At 68.6% G+C, this 24,682-nt stretch carries 20 protein-coding genes and 1 riboswitch; of the genes, 6 read left to right on the forward strand and 14 right to left on the reverse strand.

From position 1 onward, the window contains the following. Positions 1-13: 13 nt before the first annotated feature. Both QM701_RS12825 and QM701_RS12830 read right to left on the reverse strand, forming a co-directional pair. On the reverse strand, positions 14-970 hold the full coding sequence (locus tag QM701_RS12825; RefSeq protein ID WP_415167438.1) for a complex I NDUFA9 subunit family protein: 957 nt from the start codon (positions 968-970) through the stop codon (positions 14-16). Between the two features lie 37 nt (positions 971-1,007). Continuing rightward, positions 1,008-2,945: a transglycosylase SLT domain-containing protein gene (locus QM701_RS12830; RefSeq protein ID WP_415167439.1), complete on the reverse strand. Its 1,938-nt coding sequence runs from the start codon at positions 2,943-2,945 to the stop codon at positions 1,008-1,010. Positions 2,946-2,991: 46 nt separating this feature from the next. Here QM701_RS12830 and QM701_RS12835 point away from each other — a divergent pair, with 46 nt between their 5' ends. Continuing rightward, entirely contained in the window at positions 2,992-3,624 is a 633-nt protein-coding gene (locus QM701_RS12835; protein WP_415167440.1) for a 5-formyltetrahydrofolate cyclo-ligase, read from the forward strand. Positions 3,625-3,705: 81 nt separating this feature from the next. Here QM701_RS12835 and QM701_RS12840 read toward each other — a convergent pair whose 3' ends face one another. Genes QM701_RS12840 through ilvA form a run of 4 tightly spaced genes read right to left on the reverse strand, consistent with a single transcriptional unit; the run spans position 3,706 to position 10,961 of the window. After that, the gene (locus QM701_RS12840) at positions 3,706-7,269 is read right to left on the reverse strand and encodes an EAL domain-containing protein (RefSeq protein ID WP_415167441.1); all 3,564 of its coding nucleotides are present in this window, start codon (positions 7,267-7,269) and stop codon (positions 3,706-3,708) included. A gap of 58 nt (positions 7,270-7,327) precedes the next feature. Continuing rightward, positions 7,328-8,455 (reverse strand): MalY/PatB family protein, encoded by a 1,128-nt coding sequence (locus tag QM701_RS12845; protein WP_415167442.1) that lies wholly within the window; start codon positions 8,453-8,455, stop codon positions 7,328-7,330. Positions 8,456-8,461: 6 nt separating this feature from the next. Then, positions 8,462-9,400 (reverse strand): cysteine synthase A, encoded by a 939-nt coding sequence (cysK, locus tag QM701_RS12850; RefSeq protein ID WP_415167443.1) that lies wholly within the window; start codon positions 9,398-9,400, stop codon positions 8,462-8,464. Between the two features lie 49 nt (positions 9,401-9,449). Further along, the gene (gene ilvA / locus QM701_RS12855) at positions 9,450-10,961 is read right to left on the reverse strand and encodes a threonine ammonia-lyase, biosynthetic (RefSeq protein WP_415167444.1); all 1,512 of its coding nucleotides are present in this window, start codon (positions 10,959-10,961) and stop codon (positions 9,450-9,452) included. A 483-nt stretch (positions 10,962-11,444) separates the two neighbouring features. Here ilvA and dctP point away from each other — a divergent pair, with 483 nt between their 5' ends. Beyond that, positions 11,445-13,460 carry a TRAP transporter substrate-binding protein DctP gene (dctP, locus tag QM701_RS12860; RefSeq protein ID WP_415167445.1) on the forward strand — a complete coding sequence of 672 codons (2,016 nt, stop codon included), beginning with the start codon at positions 11,445-11,447 and terminating at the stop codon, positions 13,458-13,460. 16 nt (positions 13,461-13,476) lie between these two features. Here dctP and QM701_RS12865 read toward each other — a convergent pair whose 3' ends face one another. From QM701_RS12865 to thiC, 4 genes are all read right to left on the reverse strand, one after another. Beyond that, entirely contained in the window at positions 13,477-14,166 is a 690-nt protein-coding gene (locus QM701_RS12865) for a ribulose-phosphate 3-epimerase (RefSeq protein ID WP_415167446.1), read from the reverse strand. Between the two features lie 4 nt (positions 14,167-14,170). Continuing rightward, the gene (locus tag QM701_RS12870) at positions 14,171-14,944 is read right to left on the reverse strand and encodes a 5-deoxy-glucuronate isomerase (RefSeq protein ID WP_415167447.1); all 774 of its coding nucleotides are present in this window, start codon (positions 14,942-14,944) and stop codon (positions 14,171-14,173) included. A 14-nt stretch (positions 14,945-14,958) separates the two neighbouring features. After that, complete coding sequence (locus QM701_RS12875; RefSeq protein WP_415167448.1) at positions 14,959-15,294, reverse strand: cupin domain-containing protein; 336 nt, start codon at positions 15,292-15,294, stop codon at positions 14,959-14,961. A gap of 252 nt (positions 15,295-15,546) precedes the next feature. Next, positions 15,547-17,463: a phosphomethylpyrimidine synthase ThiC gene (gene thiC / locus QM701_RS12880; protein ID WP_415167449.1), complete on the reverse strand. Its 1,917-nt coding sequence runs from the start codon at positions 17,461-17,463 to the stop codon at positions 15,547-15,549. 88 nt (positions 17,464-17,551) lie between these two features. Further along, positions 17,552-17,664: riboswitch (TPP riboswitch) on the reverse strand. A gap of 219 nt (positions 17,665-17,883) precedes the next feature. Between thiC and QM701_RS12885 the strand changes: the two genes are divergently transcribed. From QM701_RS12885 to QM701_RS12900, 4 genes are all read left to right on the forward strand, one after another. Beyond that, positions 17,884-18,132, forward strand: coding sequence for a GlsB/YeaQ/YmgE family stress response membrane protein (locus QM701_RS12885; protein ID WP_415167450.1), 249 nt, complete (start codon positions 17,884-17,886; stop codon positions 18,130-18,132). A gap of 58 nt (positions 18,133-18,190) precedes the next feature. After that, positions 18,191-18,781, forward strand: coding sequence for a DUF4126 domain-containing protein (locus tag QM701_RS12890; protein WP_415167451.1), 591 nt, complete (start codon positions 18,191-18,193; stop codon positions 18,779-18,781). 25 nt (positions 18,782-18,806) lie between these two features. Further along, the gene (locus QM701_RS12895) at positions 18,807-19,328 is read left to right on the forward strand and encodes a GNAT family N-acetyltransferase (protein WP_415167452.1); all 522 of its coding nucleotides are present in this window, start codon (positions 18,807-18,809) and stop codon (positions 19,326-19,328) included. Positions 19,329-19,391: 63 nt separating this feature from the next. Then, complete coding sequence (locus QM701_RS12900; protein ID WP_415167453.1) at positions 19,392-20,153, forward strand: methyltransferase domain-containing protein; 762 nt, start codon at positions 19,392-19,394, stop codon at positions 20,151-20,153. On the opposite strand, the gene QM701_RS12905 is transcribed toward QM701_RS12900, so the two are convergent. The 4 genes from QM701_RS12905 to kduD all read right to left on the reverse strand — a co-directional run bounded on the left by QM701_RS12905 (position 20,150) and on the right by kduD (position 24,682). Further along, positions 20,150-21,181: an ABC transporter permease gene (locus tag QM701_RS12905; protein WP_415167454.1), complete on the reverse strand. Its 1,032-nt coding sequence runs from the start codon at positions 21,179-21,181 to the stop codon at positions 20,150-20,152. The genes QM701_RS12900 and QM701_RS12905 overlap by 4 nt on opposite strands. Further along, entirely contained in the window at positions 21,174-22,679 is a 1,506-nt protein-coding gene (locus QM701_RS12910) for a sugar ABC transporter ATP-binding protein (protein WP_415167455.1), read from the reverse strand. The genes QM701_RS12905 and QM701_RS12910 overlap by 8 nt, the downstream gene beginning before the upstream one ends. 57 nt (positions 22,680-22,736) lie before the next feature. Beyond that, on the reverse strand, positions 22,737-23,672 hold the full coding sequence (locus QM701_RS12915; RefSeq protein ID WP_415167456.1) for a substrate-binding domain-containing protein: 936 nt from the start codon (positions 23,670-23,672) through the stop codon (positions 22,737-22,739). 239 nt (positions 23,673-23,911) lie between these two features. Beyond that, a complete protein-coding gene (gene kduD, locus QM701_RS12920; RefSeq protein ID WP_415167457.1) occupies positions 23,912-24,682 on the reverse strand; it encodes a 2-dehydro-3-deoxy-D-gluconate 5-dehydrogenase KduD in 771 nt (256 codons plus the stop codon).

Below are 24,682 nucleotides of genomic sequence, written 5' to 3' on the forward strand. Positions count from 1 at the left end.
ATTTAGTTGATGGCTATCGGGCGGCACGGCGACGCAGTTCGTCGTAACGCGACCCGGCACCGATACGCGACAGATAGGTAGGTGCCACCGCTTCCAGCGGTTGCGGCCGCCAGCCTGGAAAATCGTGCTGCCCGTCGGTCACGTTGTCCACCTGCAGCGAACGCAGGTTGTCCGGCGACATCGGCGGATTCGGCAACAGGCCGAGCATGCAGGCCTGCAGCCGCGCCAGCGGACCGGGCAGATCAATCACCGGGCGCGGCCGGCCAATCAACGATCCCACATATTCCACCAGTTGCCGCAAGGTGTAAACCTTCGGACCGCCTAATTCGTAAATCGTGCCGTAAGTTGCGCGATCGTCCAGCGCCGCCGCGCAGGCCTCGGCCACGTCGCCCACGTAGACCGGCTGGAAACGGGTGCCGGCGCCGGCGATCGGCAGGACGGGGAAGACGCGCAGCAGGGAGGCGAAGCGGTTGAGGAAGGCGTCCTCCGGCCCGAAGACGACCGACGGCCGGAAAATGGTGGCGTCGATCGCGCCGGCCGCCTCCAGCACCACGGCTTCCCCGGCCGCCTTGGAGCGCAGATAGGCCGACGGCGCCGTGTCGGAGGCTTTCAGCGCGCTCACGTGCAGCAGGCGGCGCACGCCCGCCGCGCGCATGGCCGCCACCACCTTGCGCGGCAGTTCCACGTGCGCGGCGGCGAAGCGCCGGCCGTACGGCCGCACGGAATCGCCGTCGTGCAGGATGCCTACCAGGTTGACCACCGCGTCCGCGTCGGCGAACAGCCGCGCCAGTTGCCGGGGATCATGGACGTCGCAGGCGACCAGCCGGACGCCGGGCAGCAGCGCGAGCGCCGCGCGGGCGCCGGGCCGCCGCGTCGGCACCGTGACCTCGAAGCCGGGGCCGGCAAGCCGCCGGGCCAGGGATTTTCCGATGAAGCCGCCACCGCCGAGCAACACCACTCGTGTAGACATGATGGTCCTCCGTCGAACAGAAAATCAGGAGACGATTCTAAGGCAATTCCTCGACCTTCGCGTCGGCCGCGCGCGGGCCGACGATGCCCAGCCGGCGCTTGATCGACTGCGGCTGGCCGTTGAACAGCGCGGAATAGTAGACGGCGTTGCTCATCACCTTCTTGACGTAATCGCGCGTCTCGCTGAACGGGATCGTCTCGGCATAGACCGCGCCCTCCAGCGGCCGGTCGGCCTGCCACTTGCGCGCCCGGCCCGGTCCGGCGTTGTAGCCGGCCGAGGCCAGCACCGGATGGTTGTCGAGGCGCTCCATGATCATGCGCATGTAGCTGGTGCCCAGCAGCACGTTGGTCTCGGTGTCGTTCACCTGGCCCGGCTGGAAGTTCTTCAGCCCGATCTTGGCCGCCACCCAGCGCGCGGTCGCCGGCATCAGCTGCATCAGTCCCGACGCGCCCACCGACGAGCGGGCGGTGCTCACGAAGCGGCTCTCCTGGCGCATCAGCCCGTACACCCAGGCGTCGTCCAGCGCCTGCCCGCTGGCGGCGGGACGGATCTGCTCGCTGTAGGGCGACAGGTAGCGCATGCCGTAGTCGTGCTCCTCGCGCGTGCGGTCGGCGGCGGCGATCGCGCGGTCGTACACGCCGGCCTTCTCGGCGACCGCCGAGGCGGCCAGCAGCTCGCGGTCGCTCATGCCGCGCAGCGCCCAGTTCCATTCGCGCACGCCCTCCGTGCGCAGGTTCAGGCGGAACAGCGCCAGCGCGCGCCGCACCGAGCCGTCGGCCGCGACCCGCGCCATCTCGGCCGCGGTCGGCGGCACGGCGCGGGGCGGCGGCATGATCGTGCGCCCCAGTTCCTCGTCGGCGAGATTGCCGTAGAAATTCGGCTGCCCGGCGACGCGGGCGAACAGCGCGTCGGCCTCCTCGACGCGGCCGCCGGCGCGGTAGGCGCGCCCCAGCCAGTAGGTCCATGCCGGCTGCGCGGCCAGCGCCGGCGGCATCTTCTCGATCGCCGCGCGCACCGCGCCCCAGTCCTGCACGCGCAGCGCGGCGCGCACCCGCCATTGCGCGACTTCGTCGGACATCGGCGCGTCGCCGGCCTGGCGGTACCAGTCGAGCGCCTCGGGCATGTGCCGCTGCGCGGCCTGCCAGCCGATCTGGCTCCAGGCCCAGCCCTTCTCGCCGGCATGCAGGCGCGCCTCCAGGCGTTCCAGCCGCTCGGCGGCCATGCGCGGGTCGCTGCGGGCGATGCGGGCGATGGCCAGCGCCGCCAGCTCGCGGTGCATGCGGCTGCCGGTCAGGTTGGTCTTGACCAGCCAGGGCATCGGCGCGTCGGTCACCGCCAGCGCCGTCTTGGGGTCGGGCGTCTGGCTCTGCGGCAGGTAGTTCATGCTGTAGCGGGCGCCGGCCAGGCGATTGGCCTCGACCTGCCGGCGGATGCGCGCCCACACGTCGTCGGCCAGCACGCGCTTTTCGAGGATCAGCGCCTCGAGCAGCGGATAGCAGGATTCCGGCGGCTCGATCAGGTTCAGCCAGAGCGGCATGGCCTCGTCGAGCACGCCGGCGTCGCCGCGCGCGCGCCGGCTTTGCAGCGCGTAGCAGGCCAGTTCCTGGTCCGGCTGTGCCAGCGCCGGATACTCGGGGTCGAACAGGGACCACTGCCCCTGCTTGCCCAGTTGCCGGAGCCAGTCGCCGCGCATCCGGTCGGCCAGCACGGTGCCCTCGTTGGCGGCCAGGAAGGCGCGCACGGCCGCCGGATCGAGGTCGTTCTTCAGGTCCAGCTGCAGGCGCCAGTACTCGGCGTAGGCCGCCAGCTCATGACCTTGCAGTTCGCCGGCCAGCCGCTCGACCCGCACGCGGTCGCCCAGCCGCGCGGCATCCTTGGCGGCCAGGAGCGTGTCGTCGAGGGAATCGGCCGCCGCCGGCTGCTGGCAGAACAGGAGGACGAGCAGAGGCAGGAGGGCGGCGGCACGGAACTTCATGATAAGCTGGAAAACCCGTGAATACTGGCTTTGCAGCATAGCACACATGCACCCCGACCCGACCGCGGAACGATGCGGCGAACGCCCGGATGACGACGTTCGCCGGGCCGCGCTGCGGCGTGCGCTGCGGCGCGAGGCCATCGCCCGCCGCATGGCGCTGGCGCCGGACGATTACGCGCGGCGTTCGGCGGCGGTGTGCCGGCATCTCCTGGCGGATTTCCCGCAGCTCGCCGCGCTGCGGGTCGGTTTCTGCTGGCCGGTGCACAACGAGCCGGACATGCGTCCCGCGCTGGCGGCGTGGCGGGCCGCCGGCCACCCAGCCTTCGCCGCGCTGCTGCCGGTGGTGGTCGATGCCGGCATCGCGCTGGCTTTCCGCGCCTGGCGGCCGGGCGCGGCGCTGGCGGCTGACCGCTACGGCATCCCGGCGCCGGCCGCCGGCGAGTTCGTGCAGCCGCAGGCGCTGCTGATCCCGCTGGCCGCCTTCGACGCCGCCGGCTTCCGGCTGGGCTACGGCGGCGGCTACTTCGACCGCACGCTGGCCGAGGCGCGTCCCCGGCCGCTGGCCATCGGCGTCGGCTTCGAACTGAGCCGCGTGGACAGCATCCATCCCGAGCCGCACGACGAACGCCTCGACGCGGTGGTCACCGAGGCCGGGGTGGTCGCTTTCGGGGGTTTATAAAAACAACCACGGCGACACGGCGGGCACGGCGGAAAAACAAGGAATTGCCTTTCGCCGTGCCCGCCGTGTCGCCGTGGTTACCTACTTTTGCTTTTCTCCGTGGTTCCCGCCGACGTAGCCGCGCACGAAGGCTTCGAGCTCGTCGGCCGGCAGCGGGCGGGCCAGCCAGTAGCCCTGGACTTCGTCGCAGCGGAACAGGCTCAGCAGGTTGCACAGTTCTTCGCTTTCGACGCCTTCGGCGATGGTCTTCAGCTTCAGGCTGTGCGCCATCTGGATGATGGCGCGGACGATCGCCGCGTCGTCGGGGTCGGTCAGCAGGTCGCGCACGAAGGAGCGGTCGATCTTCAGCTTGTCGACGGCGAAGCGCTTGAGGTAGGCGAGGCTGGAGTAGCCGGTGCCGAAGTCGTCGACCGACAGCTTCAGCCCGAGCGCCTTCAGGCGGCGGACGGTGTCCAGCGTGGCCTCGGTGTCCTGGAGCAGGATCGATTCGGTCAGTTCGAGCTCCAGCCACTGCGAATCGAGGTCGGACAGCACCAGCGCGTCGATCACGGTGTTGACCAGGTCCAGCCGCCGGAACTGGATCGCCGACAGGTTGACCGCCACCACCAGCGGCGGCAGCCCGGCGTCCTGCCAGGCCTTGGCCTGCCGGCACGCTTCGCGCAGCACCCAGGCGCCGATGTGCACGATGAGCCCCGACTCCTCGGCCACGGGAATGAACTTGGCCGGCGGCACCAGCCCGTTTTCCGGGCTGTTCCAGCGCACCAGTGCCTCGATGCCGACGATGGCGCGCTCCTGCAGGTCGAGCTGCGGCTGGTAGTGCAGGACGAATTCGCCCTTGTCCAGCGCATGCCGCAGGCGCGTCTCCAGGGTCATGTGCTCGACCACCTGCAGGTTCATCTGCTCGGTGAAGAAGCGGTGGCTGTTGCGGCCGGCTTCCTTGGCGTGGTACATCGCCGTGTCGGCCTTCTGCAGCAGGGCGTCGAAATCCTCGCCGTCGTCCGGGAAGAGCGCCACGCCGATCGAGAACGAGGTGATCAGCGAATGGTTGCCGACCGCGAACGGCTGCCCCATGAGCTGATGGATCTTGTCGGCGACGCGCGCCACGGCTTCCGAGTCGCGCACGTCGCCGAGCACGATGATGAACTCGTCGCCGCCCTGCCGGCTGATGGTGTCCGATTCGCGCACGCAGCCCTTGAGCCGTTCGGCGATGGCCTTGAGCAGCGCGTCGCCGACCGGGTGGCCGAGCGAATCGTTGATCTTCTTGAAGCGGTCGAGGTCGAGGAACATCAGGGCGGCGCGGGTGCGCGTGCGCGAGGCGCGGGCCATGGCCTGCGCCATGCGGTCGCGCAGCAGCAGGCGGTTGGGCAGCTCGGTCAGCGGGTCGTGATGCGCGAGGAACTCGATGCGCTTCTGCGCCGCCTTGCGCTCGGTCATGTCGGAGAAGATGTGCACGTAATACCGCGCCCGGCCGTCCGCCTCGCGCACCGCCGAGATGCCGAGCCATTCGGGATAGACCTCGCCGTTGCGGCGCCGGCTCCACACCTCGCCCTGCCAGTGCCCGGCGCTGTCGAGGCTGTGCCGCATCTCGTCGAGGAAGCCTTCCTGCTGGTGGTTGGCGAAGAGGATTTCCGAGGTCTTGCCGATGACTTCCGCGGCGGCGTAGCCGGTCATCGCCTCGAACGCCGGGTTGGCCGAGATGATGCGCCGGTCGGCGTCGGTCATCACGATGCCCTCGCCGCTGTGGCGGATGGCCTCGAAGGCCAGCCGCGACTTTTCCTCGCTCTCCCGGCGCTCGGTGATGTCGGAAAAGGTCGCCACCATGCGCGGCTGGCCCTCGTCCGTGCGCAGCGGCGACGTGCTGACTTCGAGCCAGCGCACCGCCCCGTCCCGGAAACGCAGCCCGACCACGCGGTTGCGCAGCTCGCGCCGCGCGCACAGCGCCGCCATCAGCCGGCCGTTCTCCAGCGGACTGGGCATGGCGTCGCCGTCGGGGTCCAGGAACTGCACGGGCAGCCGCCGCGCCTCCAGCCGCTGCAGGCCCCTTTCCGGATGGCGCAGGATCGCCGCCGCCGCCCGGTTGGCGAAATAGCAGACGCCGTCCCGCGAGAGCACCGCCAGCCCTTCCGCCATGACCGTCATGGCGCCGCGGAAGCGGTTCTCGCTTTCCTGCAGGCGGGCCATCAGCCCGCGCAGCTCGGTGATGTCTTCGCCGATCGCCATGACGTGGGTGGTGTCGCCGTCGGGGTCCCGGATCGGCGCCACGATGGCCCGTTCCCAGAAGATGCGCCCGTCGCGCCGGCGGCCCGGCAGTTCGCCGCGCCAGGTGCGGTTGGCCAGGATGGCCTCGTGCATTTCCCGGTAGGCGCCGTCGCTCTCGCCGGAGGCGTCGAGCAGGGTCGCCGGCTTGCCGATCGCCTCGTCGCGCGCATAGCCGGTCATTTCAATGAACATGTCGTTGACGTACTCGATGCGGCCGCGCAGGTTGGCGATCATGATCGCCGCCGGGCTCTGCTCGACGACCATGGCCAGCATGCTGGCCCGGTTCTCGGCGGCGCGCTGCCGGTTCAGCACGTCGCCGTGCGAACGTTCGAGCCGCTCGGCAAGCGCGCTGCGCCCGAGCAGCCGGCGCAGGGTGAAGAAGGCGAGCAGCGACAGCAGCAGCCCGGCGGCCGCGACGTAGTGCGCCCGGTTGTTGGTGTTGGCGGCGAGCCAGGCGGCATCGGCCTCGACCCGCACGTTCCAGAGATGGCCGGCCAGCTCGAACACCCGGGAGTACTTCGGAAAATCGGGCGGTTCCGCCGGGGCGTCGTCGACGTCGGTGGGCGGCCAGCGGCGCACGGCCTGCTCCGGCCGTGAGAAATCGAACAGGCCGACGTGCAGTTCGCCGTGCCCGAAGGCCAGCGCCACGTCGAACAGGTCGACGATGTCCAGCGTGGCGACGAGCAGGCCGCGGATCGCCTTGCGCCGTTCCTCGCGGTGCAGTGGAATCCGTTCCGTGGCGTAGACCGGCACCAGCAGCGCGACCATTTTCCGGTCCGAGAACGGTTCCAGCGCGGCGGGAATGTAGCCGCTGGAAAGCGGCGTTCCTTCCTCGATCGCCTCCTCGATCAGCGGGCGCAGTTCGGGCAGCGATTCCAGGTCCAGCCCGACCACGCTCCGGCGCGGGTCGGACAGCGTGCCGAACTCGACCGGAAACCAGCGTTCGCGCGGCGGCGCGCGGCCGAGCCGCCGCTGGGCGTCGAGCGCGGTGATGGCAAACGACCTGCCCCAGCGCGCTTTCCCCCGGCGCTCGAACTCGGCCTGTTCGGCGGCCGCGACGCGCGGCGCCCAGGCAAATCCGCGCAGGCCCGTGCCGTGGCTCAGCGGGTCGAGGATGCGGGTCAGGGTCGCCTCGTCGAGCGGGGCGACGGTGTGCAGCATCCGCTGCACGATTTCCAGCGTGGACAAGTGCTCGGTGAACGGGCGGGTGATCGATTCCGCCTGTTCCTGCGCTTCGCGCTGGAAGCGATGGTCCCGCCGGGCGAGGTCGTCGAGCTCGACCTCGCGCGCCAGCCACACGGTCAGCAAGGCGCCGGCCAGCGCCACGGCGTAGGGAATCGCCGTCCGGTAAACATGGCTGAGCAGGGGAAAGCGGAGGCTGGCCATCCGGTTTTCAGCGGTGCCGGCGGTGGTCGTCCGGCGTCCGGTCGGGGCGGTCCATGCCTTAGCCGGCGCAGGCGGCGGCCATCCGCCTTAGGGCGGCATCGAGCGTCGCGCACGGGCAGCCGAAGTTGAGCCGCACCCAGCCCGGCGCGCCGAAATCGGCGCCGTCCGACAGCCCGGCGCCGGCGTCCTCGAAAAAGCGCGCCGGATCGGCGACGCCCAGCCCGCGCGCGTCGATCCAGGCCAGGTAGGTGGCCTCGACGTGCGTCATCGACAGCCCCGGCATCGCGGCGACGGCCGCCTCGACGCGGTCGCGGTTCCGGCGCAGGACGCCGAGCAGGGCGTCCCGCCAGTCGTCGCAGTCGCGGAACGCCGCCTCGGCCGCCACCAGCCCGAGCACGTTGGCGTCCGGCACGATGCCGCGCATGGCCCCGGTGAAGCGACGGCGCAGCGCGGCGTCCGGGACGATCGCCAGCGAGCAGGCTAGGCCGGGAATGTTGTAGGTCTTCGACGGCGCCATCAGGGTGATCGTGCGCCGCGCCATGTCCGCGTCGAGCAGGGCCAGCGGGATGTGCGGCTGCGCGTCGAGGATCAGGTCGCAGTGGATGTCGTCGGAACAGACGATCAGGTCGTGGCGCCGGCAGAATTCGGCCAGCGCGGCCAGTTCGTCGGCGCGCCAGGCGCGGCCGACCGGGTTGTGCGGGTGGCAGAGCAGCAGCAGGCGCGTCTCCGGGGTCACCGCCGCCTCCAGCCGCGCGAAGTCCCAGCCCCAGGCGCCGCCGGCCAGCGCGAGCGGCACCGCCGCCAGCTGCCGCCCGGCCAGGCGGGGCGCGGAGAGGAAGGGCGGATAGACGGGGGTGGCCGTCAGCACGTCGCCGTCGACGGTGCGGCAGGCCGCGTTCAGGCCGGTGACCAGTCCGGGCAGCCAGACCAGCCATTCGGGCGCGACCTGCCAGCCGTAGCGGCGTCGCAGGTAGTCGAGCGCGGCGTCCTCCAGGCTGGCCCACGGCTTGGCGTAGCCGAAGACGCGGTGCGCGACCCGTTGCTCCAGCGCGGCGACGACGGCCGGCGGCGCGGCGAAATCCATGTCGGCCACCCACAGCGGCAGCACGTCGCGGCCGGCGTACTTGTTCCATTTTTGCGAATCGCCGCCGCGGCGGTCGATCACGCGGTCGAAATCGAAATCCATGGTCGTTCAGGCGTCCAGATGCGCGTAAAGCTGCGTCAACAGATAGCGCTCGCCGAAGGAGGGCACGACGGCCACGGTCAGCTTGCCGGCGTTCGCCGGCCGGGCCGCCACCTGCAGGGCGGCCCACACGGCGGCGCCGGAGGAAATGCCGGCCAGGATGCCCTCGTCGGCGGCCAGCCGCCGCGCGGTGGCGAAGGCGTCGTCGGCGGTCACGCGCACGACCTCGTCGCAGATCGCTGTGTTCAGCACCTTCGGCACGAAGCCGGCGCCGAGGCCCTGCAGCGGATGCGGCCCCTTCTGCCCGCCCGAGAGCACCGGCGAGGCGTCCGGCTCGACGGCGATCACCTGCACGCCGGGCTTGCGGGCCTTGAGCACCTCACCGACGCCGGTGAGCGTGCCGCCGGTGCCGACGCCGGCGACGAAGATGTCCACCTGCCCGTCGGTGTCGCGCCAGATCTCCTCGGCCGTGGTCGCGCGGTGGACGGCCGGATTGGCGGGATTCTCGAACTGCTGCGGAATCACGTAGCGCGGGTCGGCGGCGGCCATTTCCTCGGCGCGCCGGATGGCGCCGGCCATGCCCTCCGCGCCGGGCGTCAGCACCAGCTCGGCGCCGTAGGCCTTGAGCAGCACGCGCCGCTCGCGGCTCATCGTCTCGGGCATCACGAAGCAGCACTTGATGCCGCGCGCCGCGCAGACCATGGCCAGGCCGATCCCGGTATTGCCCGAGGTCGGCTCCAGGACGATCGAAGCGGGGCCGAGGCGGCCGTCGGCCAGGGCGGCGTCGACCATCGCCGCGGCGATGCGGTCCTTGACGCTGTGCGCGGGATTGTAGAACTCGAGCTTGACCGCGACGGTGCCGGCAAGTCCGGCCGGCAGGCGGTTGAGCCGGACGAGCGGCGTGTTGCCGATCAGTTCGGTCACGTTGCTGGCGATCCTCAGGGACATCGTCTTCTCCTTGTCGTCGTAAAAGCCTGTGCGCGCCGGCCGCCGGCGCTCAGCCGAGGAACAGCCGGTAGGCGGCGCTGCCGGTCTCGTTCCAGTGCGCGTAGCCCAGGTTCTTCAGGAAGGCCTTGAACTGGCCCATCTCGTCGGGCGGCACCTGCATGCCGACCAGCACCCGCCCGTAGTCGGCGCCGTGGTTGCGGTAGTGGAACAGGCTGATGTTCCAGCCGGAGCTCATCTGGTTGAGGAAATGCATCAGCGCGCCCGGCCGCTCGGGGAATTCGAAGCGGTAGACGATCTCGTGGTCGACCCGCGGCGCGTGGCCGCCGACCAGGTGCCGGATGTGCAGCTTGGCCATCTCGTCGTCGGTCAGGTCGAGCGTGGGATAGCCGTGCCGCTGCAGCAGCTCGACCAGCTTGAGCGATTCGGCGCGCGAGGCGACCTGCACGCCGACGAACACGTGCGCCTCGCGCGGATCGTTGTAGCGGTAGTTGAATTCGGTGATGTTGCGCCGGCCGATCAGCGCGACGAATTTCTTGTACGAGCCGGGGCGCTCGGGCAGCGTCACCGCCAGCACCGCCTCGCGCCGCTCGCCGACCTCGGCGCGCTCGGCGACGAAGCGCAGGCGGTCGAAATTGAGGTTGGCGCCGGAGGCCACCGCGACCAGCGTCCTGCCCTGCAGGCGATTGCGGGCGGCGTACTCCTTGGCGCCGGCGATGGCCAGCGCGCCGGCCGGTTCGAGCACCGCGCGCAGGTCCTCGAAGACGTCCTTGATCGCCGCGCAGATGGCGTCGGTGTCGACGCGCACGATTTCGTCGACGTACTGGCGGCACAGGCGGAAGGTCTCCTCGCCGACGTATTTCACCGCGGCGCCGTCGGCGAACAGGCCGACCTGCTTCAGGCGCACGCGCCGGCCGGCTTCGAGCGACTGCGCCATGGCGTCGGCGTCCGTCGCCTCGACGCCGATCACCCGCGTCTCCGGACGCAGGCGCTTGATGTAGGCGGCCACGCCCGAGATCAGCCCGCCGCCGCCGACGGCGCAGAACACGGCGTGGATCGGCTTGGCGTGCTGGCGCAGGATTTCCATGCCGATGGTGCCCTGCCCGGCGATCACCTCCGGATCGTCGAACGGATGCACGAAGGTGAGCTTTTCCGCCTTTTCCAGCTCCAGCGCGTGCGCGTAGGCCTCGTCGAACGAATCGCCGGCCAGCACCGCCTCGCCGCCGAGGTTCTTCACCGCGTCGACCTTGATCGCCGGCGTGGTCGTCGGCATCACGATCACCGCCCGGCAGCCGACCTTCGCCGCGGCCAGCGCCACGCCCTGCGCGTGATTGCCCGCCGAGGCGCAGATCACGCCGCGCTTCAGGCGCTCGGACGAGAGCCCGGCGATCTTGTTGTACGCCCCGCGCAGCTTGAACGAGAACACCGGCTGCATGTCCTCGCGCTTGACCAGCACCGTGTTGCCGGAGCGCGCCGAAAGCCCCGGCGCCGCATCGAGCGGCGTTTCCACGGCGACGTCGTAAACCTGGGCGTTGAGAATCTTCTCGAGGTAGTCGGTGGACATGGCGGGGCGGCCTGCGCGGGCAAAGCGGAGATTCTAGCAGCCCGCCGAACCGTCAGGGTCGGCGCGGGATGGCGCGCAGGGCCGTCGCCTGAACGTGCACCCTCCCTCCCCCTTCAAGGGGAGGGCTGGGGTGGGGATGGGGCAAATGCCGGCAAACAGCGGAATTCCCCGCACCGAATACCCCATCCCCCACCCGGCCTCCTTCTTGAAGGGGTAGGAGTCGAACCCCGGCGGGCGCGGACTTTGATACTTTTTCGGTATTGAACGGCGATTTAAATGGTATTTGTCTTTCCCTGCCGCCAAGACAAGAATCGACCTCATGCCGGCAGCGGCCGGACGCACGCGGGACGGGCGATCCGCCCCGCGCCGGCCGGAGCGACCACGCGCACGGCACGCAGCGTTTCGCGCTCCGCCATCAGCCCGGAAGCCAGAAAAGGGCGGCGGCGAAGCTTGGTTGTGTCCAACTTGATGCTGGGAGGAACGATGGAAATCCGCAACATGCTGTGCGTCTCATTCACATCCGCCATGCTTCTGGCGGGAGCGTCCGCTTCGGCCCGCGACTTCCGCGCCGCGGACAATCAGCCGATGGACTATCCGACGGTGCTGGCCATGAAGTTCATGGGCAGCCAGATTGCGGCGGCGACCAACGGCAAGTACGACGTCAAGGTCTATGGCAACAGCTCGCTCGGTTCCGGCAAGGACGCCATCGAGCAGGTGAAGATCGGCGCGCTCGACATGACCCGCGTATCGACCTCGGAGTTTCACGGCATCGTGCCGGAATCGCTGGTGCCTTCGTTCCCGTTCCTGTTCCGCGACATCGAGCATTTCCGCAAGGTGATGTACGGCCCGCTCGGCGACGAGATGCTGCAGGCCTTCGACAAGGCCGGCTGGGTCGGGCTGTGCTTCTACGAGGCCGGCGCCCGTTCGCTCTACGCCAAGAAGCCGATCCGCACGCTGGCCGACGCCAAGGGCCTGAAGGTGCGGGTGCAGCCGTCGGACCTGTGGGTGTCGATCGTCTCCGCCATGGGCGGCAGCGCCACGCCGATTCCCTACGCCGAGGTGTATACGGCGCTGAAGACCGGCCTGGTCGACGCCGCCGAAAACAACTATCCCTCCTACGAGACGTCGAAGCACTACGAGGCGGCCCCCATCTACAGCGAAACGCAGCACGTCATGGCGCCCGACGTCATCGTCTTTTCCAAGAAGACCTGGGACACGCTGTCCAAGGACGAGCAGGCGATCATCCGCAAGGCTGCCAAGGACTCGGTGGGCTACTTCACGAAGCTGTGGACGGAAAAGGAACTGGCCGCCAAGGAATCCGCCAAGAAGTCCGGCGCGACCTTCGTCGACGACGTCGAACCGCGCGGAATTCGTCACCGCCATGAAGCCGGTGTGGGACCGCTTCTCGCCGACGCCCGAACTCAAGGCGCTGGTGCAGAAGATCGTCAATACCCAGTAACCCGGCCGATCCCCGGCGGCTCAGGGGCTTCGCGCCCCGGGCCGCCGCACGCCTGCGGAGGCGCCGGCCTTTTGAGTTCCGTCCGCGAATATGGTATCTACTCCGGCCGGGACTGCCGGCCGCGCTTCCCGAGCCGGGCGGAGCGGGCCGGTCCCGCCGGGCGCATGAGCATGGACATACGACAGCTGAAATATTTCATCGCGGTCGCCGAGGAGCAGCACATCGGGCGCGCCGCCGAACGGCTGCACATCTCGCAGCCGCCGTTGACGCGGCAGATCCACGCGCTCGAAGAAGAACTCGGCGTCCTGCTGTTCACCCGCACGAAATGGGGCGTGACGCTGACCGAGGTCGGCGCCTACCTGCTCAATCACGCCCGCGACATCAAGTCGCACGTGGAACTCGTCAAGGAGCACGCCAGGCAGGCGGGGCGCGGCCGCGTCGGGCGGATGGACGTCGGCGTCTTCGGGTCGGCGATGCTCAACATCATCCCGGAGATTCTCAACACGTTCACGGCCAGGAACCCCGAGGTCAAGGTCGTGCTGCACACGCTCAACAAGGGGCGCCAGATCGAGGCGCTGCACCGCGGCCAGATCCTGATCGCCTTCGAACGCTATCTGCCGGAATCGCGGGGGCTGCGCATCGAGCGCGTCTACAGCGAGCCGCTGTGCGTCGCCCTGAACGCGCGCAACCCGCTGGCCGCCTTGCCCTGCCTCGACATGGAACAGCTGCGCGACGAGCCGATCATCGGCGAGGTCATCCCCAGCGTGGCGGTGAAGGCGCTGTTCGAGAAGCACCGCTTCGATCCGATCGTCGTGCAGAAGTCGCGCGACATGATTTCGGCGGTGGTCATGGTCGCGGGCGGCTTCGGCACGGCGATCGTACCCACCTCGCTGAAGAACCTGCAGCTGCCGAACGTCGTCTATCGCCCCCTGCGTTCCGGCGCCGAGTCGCCGATCGAACTGCAATGCGCCTACCGCAACGACGAACAGTCGCCGCTCCTGCGGGCGCTGCTGGAAACGGTGCGCGAATTCCGCACCTGAGCGCGGCGCCGGCGGGTCAGAGGCCGACCGCGGCTTCGAGCGTGCGCTGGAAGCGCCGGCAGGCCTCGACGATGCCGTCCGGCTGGCGGAAGACCGTGAATATTCCGGTGATGTATACCTCGGCGCCCCGCCGCGCGCATTCGATCGCGTTGGGGTAGTCGACGCCGCCATCGATCGAGATCAGGAAATCCAGGCCGTGCTTCTCGCGCAGCGCCGCCAGCTCGGACACGCGCGGCAGGCTGTCGACCATGAACTGCTGGCCCGGATAGCCGGGCTCGACGGTCATCAGCACCACGTAGTTGACGTGGTGGATGACCGGCTCGACGACACCGACCGGCTGGCTGGGGTTGATGACCACGCCGGCCTTCATGCCCATCTCGCGGATCGTGGCGAGCGTGCGGCGCGAGAAATTCGTCGCGTCCATGTGGAAGCTGACCCAGTCCGTGCCGTTGGCCTTGAGCTGCGGCAGATAGCTCATCGGATCGGTGACCATGAGGTGCACGTCGGTCTGCATCGCCGGGTAGCGCTGCTTCAGTTCGCCGACCACCCGCACCGGGTAGCAGAGGTTCGGCACGTAGTGCCCGTCCATGACGTTGACGTGGAACCAGTGCGCGCCGCCCTGCGCCAGTTCCTCGACCTGGCGGCCGAATTCGATGAAGCTGCAGTTGGCCAGCGAGGGCGCGTTGATGATCCGGGAGGCGTTCACGCGGTCACTCCAGTCGTTCGCCGAAAATCCGCTGCGTGCGCAGGTCCATGAAATTACGGTCCTCGGCCTGCAGGCTGACCATGCAGTACACGTAGCGGATGCCCGATTTCGGGCAGCCGACGTTCGGATGGTAGCCCTGCGGGATGGCCACCACGTCGCCGTCGCGGACCAGCGCGACGGCCTTGGCCCCATCCATGTCCTCGTACACGCATTGCAGTCCGAAACCGTTGCCCATGTCGAAATAGACGTAGGTCTCCTCGCGCTTGTCGCCGTGCTCGTGGGGCGGCCAGGCGGTCCAGCCGCCGGGCGCGCCGTGGCAGATGCCGACCAGGAAGCGGCTCGAATCGAACTGCTCGTCGATGAAGTTCCAGACGTCGCGCCGCGTGCCCGATGCCGGCGTCCCGTAGACCTTGTGCCGCTCGTCCGCATCGACCTCGCTGAACGGCACGTGGACGAAGCGCGTCATGCGCGCACACGGCGCGCCGAAGCGGACGACCGCGGCCGGTCCGCCGGACAGCTCGATGCGGCTGTCGATCGGCAGGTACAGCACATCGCCCAGCGCCGCGGCACCGGCCCGATCCTGGTGGCGGTACGCCAGCCGGCCGGCCACGACGACGAGGCAGAGCTCTTCGCCGGTGCTCTCGATCCGCACGCTGTCCGGTCCGCCGGGCTGGCCGATCTCGAAGCGCTGCAGGCTGGTGTACTTGAGCCCGAGATCGGCGGGCTGCAGACGTTCGAAAGTCTCGCCGGCGGTGAAGTGGAATTTTTTCGTGGCCATGATTCGTTCCTGATTCACTTCGGGAAGTGGTAGATGAAGACGCGCAGGTCCTCGTCGCCGACCTTCCTGATCGCGTGGCGCACGCCGGCCGGCGCGACCATCGCGCTGCCGGGCGCCAGCTCGTATTCGACGCCGTCGAGCATCATCCTTCCGCGCCCGCCGACGACGAAGAAGCCTTCGTGATCGTCGTGCACGCCGGGCTCGGGATAGTCCTCGCTGAAGAAGACGTTCAGCATCGCGGAGAACGCGGCGACCGCCGTGTTGTGCTCGTCGAATATCGGATCGCTGTACGCTCCGGGGAAAAGCCGGCGCTGCGTCGCGTCCGCCTGCGCAACATACGTGGAAACCACTGCCTCCTCCTGTCCTGGTCCGCGCGGCTCGATGGAACCGTCATGCCGCCATTCTTGTTTCTCGGCCGGAGGAGATCAAATACCATTTTGGGGCCGCTCGATACTGAAAAGGTATCAGTGGCGGGATCGCGCCCCGGCCGCCGGACAGCCGGGTTTCATGCGTGTTTCCGGCGCCCTGTCCGGATGCTTCCGGAGCCCGGAAACGACGCGGGCCGCATGCGCGGCCCGCATCCTCTTTTCACGCCAAAGGCTTCACACCGGGCGATAGACCTCCGCGCCCGATTTCACGAACTCCACCGCCTTCGTTTCCATTCCCTTCTCCAGCGCCGCCTTCTCGTCGAGCCCCTGCGCCGCCGCGAAGTCGCGCACGTCCTGGGTGATCTTCATCGAGCAGAAGTGCGGGCCGCACATCGAGCAGAAGTGGGCGACCTTGGCCGATTCCTTGGGCAGCGTCTCGTCGTGGAAGCTCTTCGCCTTGTCCGGGTCGAGGCCGAGGTTGAACTGGTCGTCCCAGCGGAATTCGAAGCGCGCCTTCGACAGGGCGTTGTCGCGGATTTGCGCGCCGGGATGGCCCTTGGCCAGGTCGGCGGCGTGCGCGGCCAGCTTGTAGGTGATGATGCCTTCCTTGACGTCGTCCTTGTCCGGCAGGCCGAGGTGCTCCTTGGGCGTCACGTAGCAGAGCATGGCCGTGCCGTACCAGCCGATCATCGCCGCGCCGATGCCGCTGGTGATGTGGTCGTAGCCCGGCGCGATGTCGGTGGTCAGCGGGCCGAGCGTGTAGAACGGGGCTTCCTTGCAGTACTTGAGCTGCAGGTCCATGTTCTCCTTGATCAGGTGCATCGGCACGTGGCCGGGGCCCTCGATGAACACCTGGCAGTCGTGCTTCCAGGCGATGTCGGTGAGCTCACCGAGCGTCTTCAGCTCGCTGATCTGCGCCTCGTCGTTGGCGTCGTAGATCGAGCCGGGGCGCAGGCCGTCGCCGAGGCTGAAGGCCACGTCGTAGGCCTTCATGATCTCGCACATCTCCTCGAAGTGCGTGTACAGGAAGCTCTCCTTGTGATGCGCGAGGCACCACTTGGCCATGATCGAGCCGCCGCGCGAAACGATGCCGGTCATCCGGCTGGCGGTCAGCGGCACGTAGCGCAGCAGCACGCCGGCGTGGATGGTGAAGTAGTTGACGCCCTGCTCGGCCTGTTCGATCAGCGTGTCGCGGAAGATTTCCCAGGAAAGCTCCTCGGCCTTGCCGTTGACCTTTTCCAGCGCCTGGTAGATCGGCACCGTGCCGATCGGCACCGGCGAGTTGCGGATGATCCACTCGCGCGTCTCGTGGATGTTCTTGCCGGTGGAAAGATCCATCACCGTGTCGCCGCCCCAGCGGATCGACCAGGTCATCTTCTCGACTTCCTCCTGGATGCTGGAGCCGAGCGCCGAGTTGCCGATGTTGGCGTTGATCTTGGTCAGGAAGTTGCGGCCGATGATCATCGGCTCGGCTTCCGGGTGGTTGATGTTGGCCGGGATCACGGCGCGGCCGCGCGCGACTTCCGAGCGCACGAATTCCGGCGTGATTTCCTCGGGGATCGAGGCGCCGAAATGCTGGCCGGGATGCTGGCGGGTCATCAGCGCCGCCAGCCGGGCGCCCTGCGGGCCGCTAGCCTTGAGCGACTCGACGTAGGCGCGGCGGTTGTTGTTCTCGCGGATGGCGATGAACTCCATCTCCGGCGTGACGATGCCCTGCCGCGCGTAGTGGATCTGCGTGACGTTGCGGCCCGCCTTGGCGCGGCGCGGTTTCCGGTGCAGGCCGGGGAAGCGCAGTTCGTCGAGCGAGGTGTCGGCCGCGCGCTGGCGGCCGTATTCGGAAGTCAGGTCCGGCAGCTCCTCGGTGTCGCCGCGCTCGGCGATCCAGCCGGCACGCAGCGCGGGCAGGCCGTGGCGGACGTCGATCGCGGCCTGCGGGTCGCCGTAGGGGCCGGAACAGTCGTAGACGAAGACCGGCGGATTCTTCTCCCCGCCGAAGGCCGTCGGCGTGTCGGCCTGCGCGATCTCGCGCATCGGCACGCGGATGTCCGGCCGGCTGCCCTCGACGTAGATCTTGCGCGAGTTGGGCAGCGGCGTGATGACGGCTTCGTCCACGTGGGCCGAGGCCGCCGTGAATTTTTCGTTGGCGTTCATGAATGTCTCCTTGCAAAACGACGCGCTACGCGCACGTCGAGATCGATAACACGCAAGGGATGGCGAGGCAGGAGCAAAAGAATGCGATGACGCGATGGCTTTCTTTCCCTACAACGGCATTACCCGTACAGGTTCAAAGGGACTGTCTCAGCTGCGCCGGAATGGAACGAGGAAACCGGCGCGGCACCCCTAAAGAGCCACCTAAGTTAAAGGAAATGCACCCCTCAGGCAAGGCTCGGGCCGTTCGACCCGCGCCTGGCCCGCCGGGTTCATCGAAATGGCGCCGGGAGCGGCGGCAGGCGTATGCTGGTCGGCGACGCCCGCCGGCCGGGGCCGGCAAGAACCTTTGGCCGGGCGCAATGTCATCGTTAGCGTCGCGTGCGCCCGTCGCGGCACTCTTCTCAACTTCGGAGGCCTCCTATGAGCATTCTGTGGACCATCGTTCTCGGTTTCGTGATCGGCGTCATCGCCAAATTCATCCATCCGGGCAAGGAAAACATGGGCTTCGTCATGACGATCCTGCTCGGCATCGGCGGCTCCTTTTTCGCGGGCGTCATCGGGCAGTACTTCGGCTGGTATCAGGCCGGCGAGGGCGCGGGGTTCATCGCCTCGGTGGTCGTCGCCATTCTGCTGCTCGTGATCTATGGGAAGCTGCGGCAGACCTCCTGAGCCGGGGCGGCGGTCGCCGGCCGCCGCGGGCCCAGTTCGCCATCGGGAGTCCTGAATCGTGGATCTGGTGCAATCCGTCGCCCTCGCCGGCGGCATGGCCTGGGCCAGCGGCCTGCGTCTCTATGCCGTGATCCTGGCGGCGGGGCTGCTTGGCCGCCTGGGCTACCTGCAGCTCCCGGAGACCTTGCAGATCCTCCAGAATCCATGGCTGCTGGGGCTGGCAGGCCTGCTGTTCGTGGTCGAGTTCCTGGCCGACAAGATTCCGGCCGTTGACTCGGCGTGGGACGGCATCCAGACCTTCATCCGGATTCCGGCCGGCGCGCTGCTCGCCGCGCTGGCCCTGGGCGATCACGATCCGGTCTGGATGGCCGCCGCCGGCCTGCTGGGCGGCACGCTGACGGCCGGCACGCACGTGGCCAAATCCGGCGGGCGCGCGCTGATCAACACCTCGCCCGAGCCGTTCTCGAACCTCACCGCGTCCCTCGGCGAGGATGCGCTGGTCGCCTCCGGGCTGTGGGCGGCCATCGCCCATCCGGTGGCGTTCATCGTCGTCCTGGGGCTGTTCGTCCTGTTCCTGGCGTGGTTCCTGCCGCGCGCCTTCCGTGGCGTGCGCGCGCTCTGGCGCGGCGTGTTCGGCGTCCGGCAGTGACGGTCCGTCCACGCAAGGAGCAGCCATGAGCGCGCCGGAGCCGGTGGTCAGGGACTTGCGCTGTTTCTCCGCTGAAGACCTGCATGCGCTGTTCGCGGACGTCTATGCGTCGTCGGATGCGATGAGCGAAACCCTGGAGGAGAAGTATCCGGACCCGCGCAGCCTCGCGGGCGACGTGGCCGCGCTCGGCCACGTGCCCGGCGCGGTGGCGCTGGCGGCGGAGGTGGACGGCCGGCCGGTGGCCTACGTCGTCGTGCGGCCCCGCAAGCAGGCGAGGTTGCGGCATACCGCGGACCTCGGCATGGGCGTCGCCCGCGCGGCGCGGGGACGGGGCCTCGGGGAACTCGTCCTGCGCGCGGCCCTCGACCGGGTCCGCGCCGCGTCGGTGATCGAGATCGTCTATCTCATGGTGCGCGCGGACAACGCGCCGGCGCGCCGGCTGTACGAGAAGGCCGGTTTCGCAACCATGGCGGTGCTCGACCGCGACACCCGGATCGGCGACCGGTATTTCGACGGCATCCTGATGCGCAAACACATGGCCGGCTGAGCTCCTCCGCGCGGCGGGCGGTATCATGAGCGCCGTCGATTGCGGATACCGAGAGGACGAACCATGTGGAATCCCGAGCAGTACCTGAAATTCGCCGCGCCGCGCTTCCGTCCGGCGCAGGATCTCCTGGCGCGCGTGGCGGTCGCGGCGCCGGCCACGGTTTACGACCTCGGCTGCGGTGCCGGCAACGTCACGCGCATGCTCGCGCAGCGCTGGCCCGCGGCGCGGATCGTCGGCGTCGACGATTCGGAGGCGATGCTCGCCCAGGCGGCCAGGGAGGCGTCGGGCATCGTCTGGCAATGCCGCAGTATCGCCGCATGGACGCCCGAACAGCCGGCGGACGTGATCTACTCCAACGCGGCCCTGCACTGGCTGCCCGATCACGCGGCGCTGTTCCCCCGGCTGATGCGCCAACTGGCGCCGGGCGGCGTGCTGGCCGCGCAGATGCCGCGGAATTTCGGCGAGCCGTCGCACACGCTGATCTGGGAAACGCTGCGCGCCGGTCCGTGGCGCGACCGGCTGGCGCATCTCGTCCGTCCGTCGCCCGTGGCGCCGCCCGAGTATTACTACGACCTCGTCGCCCCGCTGGCCTCGGAAATGGACGTATGGGAGACGCAGTACCTGCAGGTGCTGGAAGGCCGTGACCCGGTGAAGGAATGGACCAAGGGCACGTGGCTCAAGCAGTTCCTCGACGCGCTGGACGAGACCGACCGCCCGGTGTTCGAGGAGGATTACGCCCGGCGCCTGCGCGAGGCCTATCCCGTCCGGCCGGACGGCCGGACGCTGTTTCCGTTCCGCCGGCTGTTCCTGGTGGCGCGGCGCTAGCCGTCCTTGCGCAGGAAGCGGCGCGACAGCGCGTCCACCGAGATGGCGACGACCACCACGGCGCCGCTGACGCCGCTTTGCCAGTAGGTGTCGATGCCGACCAGGATGATGATGTTCTCGATGATGTTGACGATGGCCGCGCCCAGGATCGCGCCGATCGGTCCGCCGACGCCGCCGGTGGTCGACACGCCGCCGATGACCGACGCGGCGATCGAGGGCAGCACCCAGTTTTCGCCGATCGACGGCTGCGCCGTGCCCATGCGCGCGACCATCAGGATGCCGGCCAGGGCCGCGAGCATGCCGGCGCAGACGAAGACGACCACGCGCACGCGGTCGACGCGGATGCCCAGGATCTGCGCCGCCGCCTTGTTGTTGCCGACGGCGTACATGTAGCGGCCGAAGGGCGTCCGGGCCAGCACGAAGGCGACGATCGCCAGACATAGCAGCATGATCAGCGTCGGCAGCGGCACGGCTGCCAGCGCGCCCTGCAGGAACGGCGAGGCGGCCAGCGCTTCTTGCAGGCTTTCCGGCAGCAGGTCGAACAGGCTGGACTGGCCAAGAAAGTAGATGTTTTCGGGAATGCCGGTGATCGCCGCGCCCTTGGTGAAGCCGAGCTTGAAGGCCAGGTAGACGCCGCTCATGCCGATGGTGAGCACCAGCGAATGCAGGCCCAGGCCGGTGACCAGCAGGCCGTTCGCCAGCCCGCACAAGCCGCCGACCGCCAGGCAGAGCAGGATCGCCGCGGCGGGCGGCAGGCCGCCGTCGACCATCAGCAGGCCGCCGGCCACGGCCGACAGGCCGGCGATCATGCCGAGCGAGAGGTCGAGTTCGCCGAGGACCAGCAGCATCGACTGGCCGAGCGTGATCAATCCGACGAAGGCCAGCGCGCGGGCGATGATCGACAGGTTGTAGGCGTCGAGGAAGGCCTCGGAAAGCAGACTGGAGGCGACGAAGATCAGCAGCAGGGCGCCGACGACGCCGCTCAGTGGGTTGCGCATCAGCCGTTGCGGAAAGCTGTTTTCAGGCATGGTCCGGGTGTTCCTCCCGCGCCCCGAGAATGGCGGCGACGAGTTGCTGGTTGGTGGTGGCCGCCGTGACGTATTCGCCGTTGACGGTGCCGCGGTACATGGTGACGATGCGGCTGGCGCACTTGCGCAGTTCTTCCATGTCGGACGAGACGAGGATGATGCCGACGCCCTGCTCGGCCAGCTGCTTCATCAGCCGGTAGATTTCGGCCTTGGTCCTGACGTCGATGCCCTTGGTCGGCTCGTCGAAGATCAGCAGCCGGGGCCGCCGCAGCATGGCGCGGCCGATGATGACTTTCTGCTGGTTGCCGCCGGAGAGGAACATGATCGCCTGGTCCAGGGAGGCGGTCTTGACCGCGTAGGTGTCGATCACTTCCCGCGCGGCCCGGGTTTCCTTCTCCCGCGAGATGACGCCGGGCGCGCCGCACAGCCGGTCGAGGAGCGCGATGCCGACGTTCTCGCGCACGCCGAGCAAGGGAAAAATGCCGTGCATGCGGCGTTCCTCCGAGAGATAGAGCACGCCGTTGCGCGTCGACCGGCTAGTGTCGCCCAGCGGCCACGGTTTCCCCTCGACCTCGACCGTGCCGCCCCGTGCGGGAAGAAAGCCGAAGATCGTCTGCATCACCTCCGAGCGGCCGGCGCCGACCAGCCCGGCGAAGCCGAGGATTTCGCCGCGGCGCAGCGCGAACGACACGTCGTGGAAACGCGGCCCGCAGAGATCGCGTACGCGCAGGATTTCCTCGCCCGGTGCGGCCTGCGGCTGGAACTGCCGGTCGATCGCGATCTCCTCGCCGGACATCATGCGGATCAGTTCGCGCGCGTCGAGGTCGCGCATGGCGCGCGTGCCGACGTTCTCGCCGTTGCGCAGCACGGTGACCACGTCGCCCAGGGCGAAGATCTCGTCCATCTTGTGCGAGATGAAGACGACGGCATGGTTCGTGTCGCGCAACTGCCGGACAATGCCGAACAGGCGCTCGGTCTCCTTCGCGGTCAGCGACGAGGTCGGCTCGTCGAGGATGATCGCCTTGAACCTGCGCTGGGTCGAGGCGCGGGCGATCTGCACGAGCTGCCGGTCGGCCACCGGAATGTCCTTCACCCGCTGGCCGGGGCGCGCGCCGATCTCGAAGCGCTCGATGTACTCCGTCGCCGCGCGGTTCAGCGCCGCGTAGTCGATGCGCAGGCCGCCCGTGCCGGACTTGCCGAAAGGCATGAACAGGTTCTCGGCCACGGTCATGTGCTCGAACAGGCTGAGTTCCTGCGGCACGTAGGCGACGTAGTCGAACAGTTCCGGATGCGCCAGCGGGTCGCCGCCGTCGATCCGGAGCGATCCTTCGCTCGGGCGGTAGGTGCCGGTCAGGATCTTGACCAGCGTCGATTTGCCGGCGCCGTTCTCCCCCGCGAGGACGTGCACCTGCCCCAGTTCGATGGCCAGGCTGACGCCGTTCAGCGCGACCACGCCGGGAAAGCGGCGGACGATGCCGCTCGTCTCGATGAACGCCATGAGGACTCCTGTCGTGCGCGTCCCGGCCCGCCGGGCTGCGGCGGGCCGGGAGCGGTTTTACTTGTACGTCTTCAGGTTGTCCTTGGTGATGACCGCGATGCCGGTGTCGATGTACTTGGGCGTCTTCATGCCGAGCGCGTTCTGCCAGAGCGTGACGACCGACCAGTAGCCCTGCATTTCCGGCTTGGAAGACGAGGATGATTCGGCCACGCCGTCCTTGATCAACTGCACCATCTCGGGCAGGTCGTCGAGGCCGACCTCGATCACCTTGCCGACCTTGCCCGCCTCCTTGATCGCCTGGCCGATGCCGACCGGTCCGGCCGCGTCGCAGGCTACCCAGCCCTTCAGGTTCGGATGCGCCTGCATGATCGCGGCGGCCTGCTTCTGCGCGGTTTCGATGTCGTCGTTGTCGATGCCCTTGGCGACCACCTTGATCTCCGGGTATCTGGCGAAGGTCTTCTCGTGGCATTGCGCGCGGATGGCGTGGTTGGGCGCGGTCGGCACGCCCATCATGATCGCCACCTCGCCCTTGCCGCCGATCAGCTTGACCAGGCGTTCGGCGGCGATGTTGGCCTGCTCGCAGAAGTCGGCGCCGATGCTGGTCAGCTCCATGCCCTCGGGCGGCACCGAATCGAAGACGCCGACCGGAATCCTGCGCTTGAGCGCCTCCTGCAGCACGGCCTTGTTGCCCTTGCCGTCGAGCAGGTCGACGATGATGCCGTCCGGCTTGGTGGCGATGGCGCGCTCCAGGATCTGGTTCTGCTCCACGACGTCCGCCTTCTGCGGCGCCCGGTAGTCGATGGTCACCTTGGCGCCCGTCTGCTCCTCGATCATCTTCGCCGCCGCCTTGGCGCCCGTGTTGACCGCGTCGAACCAGGGATGCACGACCTTGGGCACGACCACGAAGCGGTAGCTGGCCTTTTTCTGGGCCTGTTGGGCGAATGCCGGAGACATTGCCAGGGACAGCAGCAGGGGGACGAGGAATCTTTTCATTTGCGGACACTCCACGGTGATTATGACGAAAGGCGCTGATGATGCTGCCATCGCACTATATATTACATTTGTGTTATGTCAACAACATTTGTTTGGCGAGCGTCATTTCCGGCATGCGCCGATCGTCGTTCGGGCGGTGCCGGCGCGGAGGCTTGTCCAGGCAAAAAAAACGCCGGGCGGGTGCCCGGCGCTGCGCTGACGGCCTGGCGGCCGCCAGCCGTTTTGCGGTTGCAGACGTGTCAGCGGGCGAGCCAGCCGCCGTCGACCGCGATGGTGTAGCCGTTGACGTAGTCGGCGGCTTTCGACGCCAGGAAGACGACCGCGCCGCCGAGGTCTTCCGGCAGGCCCCAGCGCCCGGCCGGGATGCGGCCGAGGATTTCCGCGCTGCGCGCTTCGTCGGCGCGCAACTGGGTGGTGTTGTCGGTGGCCATGTAGCCCGGCGCGATGGCGTTCACGTTGACGCCGTGCTTGGCCCACTCGTTGGCCAGCAGCATGGTGATGCCCTTCACGCCGCTCTTGGACGCCGTGTAGGACGGCACGCGGATGCCGCCCTGGAACGAGAGCATCGAGGCGACGTTGACGATCTTGCCGCCGCTTCCCTGCTTGATGAACTGGCGCGCCACCGCCTGGCACATGAAGAAGGCGGCCTTCAGGTTGATGTTCATCACGTCGTCCCACTCCTTCTCGGTGAAATCGACCGAGTCGTTGCGGATGATGATGCCGGCGTTGTTGACCAGGATGTCGATGTGGCCGAACTCCTGCAGCGCGGTGTCGACGATGCGCTGGATCGGTTCGAGGCTCGACAGGTCGGCCTGCACGTGCAGGTAGCGCCGGCCGGCGGCCTGCACCGCGGCGGCGGTTTCCGGCGCGTCGGCCACGTAGGTCACGCCGACGATGTCCGCGCCGGCCTGGGCCAGCGCGGTGGCCATGCCGCGCCCGAGGCCGCGTTCCGAGCCGGTGACGATGGCGACTTTGCCGTCGAGCTTGAAGGCGTCGAGAATTCCGTTCAT

Source organism: Propionivibrio sp., assembly GCF_047602565.1.
Taxonomy (GTDB): Bacteria; Pseudomonadota; Gammaproteobacteria; order Burkholderiales; family Rhodocyclaceae; genus Propionivibrio.

Bases quoted from the DNA above. Each gene is read 5' to 3' on its own strand.
- QM701_RS12825 (WP_415167438.1), bottom strand. From the start codon at position 970: ATGTCTACACGAGTGGTGTTGCTCGGCGGTGGCGGCTTCATCGGAAAA.
- QM701_RS12830 (WP_415167439.1), bottom strand. From the start codon at position 2,945: ATGAAGTTCCGTGCCGCCGCCCTCCTGCCTCTGCTCGTCCTCCTGTTC.
- QM701_RS12835 (WP_415167440.1), top strand. From the start codon at position 2,992: ATGCACCCCGACCCGACCGCGGAACGATGCGGCGAACGCCCGGATGAC.
- QM701_RS12840 (WP_415167441.1), bottom strand. From the start codon at position 7,269: ATGGCCAGCCTCCGCTTTCCCCTGCTCAGCCATGTTTACCGGACGGCG.
- QM701_RS12845 (WP_415167442.1), bottom strand. From the start codon at position 8,455: ATGGATTTCGATTTCGACCGCGTGATCGACCGCCGCGGCGGCGATTCG.
- cysK (WP_415167443.1), bottom strand. From the start codon at position 9,400: ATGTCCCTGAGGATCGCCAGCAACGTGACCGAACTGATCGGCAACACG.
- ilvA (WP_415167444.1), bottom strand. From the start codon at position 10,961: ATGTCCACCGACTACCTCGAGAAGATTCTCAACGCCCAGGTTTACGAC.
- dctP (WP_415167445.1), top strand. From the start codon at position 11,445: ATGGAAATCCGCAACATGCTGTGCGTCTCATTCACATCCGCCATGCTT.
- QM701_RS12870 (WP_415167447.1), bottom strand. From the start codon at position 14,944: ATGGCCACGAAAAAATTCCACTTCACCGCCGGCGAGACTTTCGAACGT.
- thiC (WP_415167449.1), bottom strand. From the start codon at position 17,463: ATGAACGCCAACGAAAAATTCACGGCGGCCTCGGCCCACGTGGACGAA.
- QM701_RS12885 (WP_415167450.1), top strand. From the start codon at position 17,884: ATGAGCATTCTGTGGACCATCGTTCTCGGTTTCGTGATCGGCGTCATC.
- QM701_RS12895 (WP_415167452.1), top strand. From the start codon at position 18,807: ATGAGCGCGCCGGAGCCGGTGGTCAGGGACTTGCGCTGTTTCTCCGCT.
- QM701_RS12900 (WP_415167453.1), top strand. From the start codon at position 19,392: ATGTGGAATCCCGAGCAGTACCTGAAATTCGCCGCGCCGCGCTTCCGT.
- QM701_RS12905 (WP_415167454.1), bottom strand. From the start codon at position 21,181: ATGCCTGAAAACAGCTTTCCGCAACGGCTGATGCGCAACCCACTGAGC.
- QM701_RS12910 (WP_415167455.1), bottom strand. From the start codon at position 22,679: ATGGCGTTCATCGAGACGAGCGGCATCGTCCGCCGCTTTCCCGGCGTG.
- QM701_RS12915 (WP_415167456.1), bottom strand. From the start codon at position 23,672: ATGAAAAGATTCCTCGTCCCCCTGCTGCTGTCCCTGGCAATGTCTCCG.
- kduD (WP_415167457.1), bottom strand. From the start codon at position 24,682: ATGAACGGAATTCTCGACGCCTTCAAGCTCGACGGCAAAGTCGCCATC.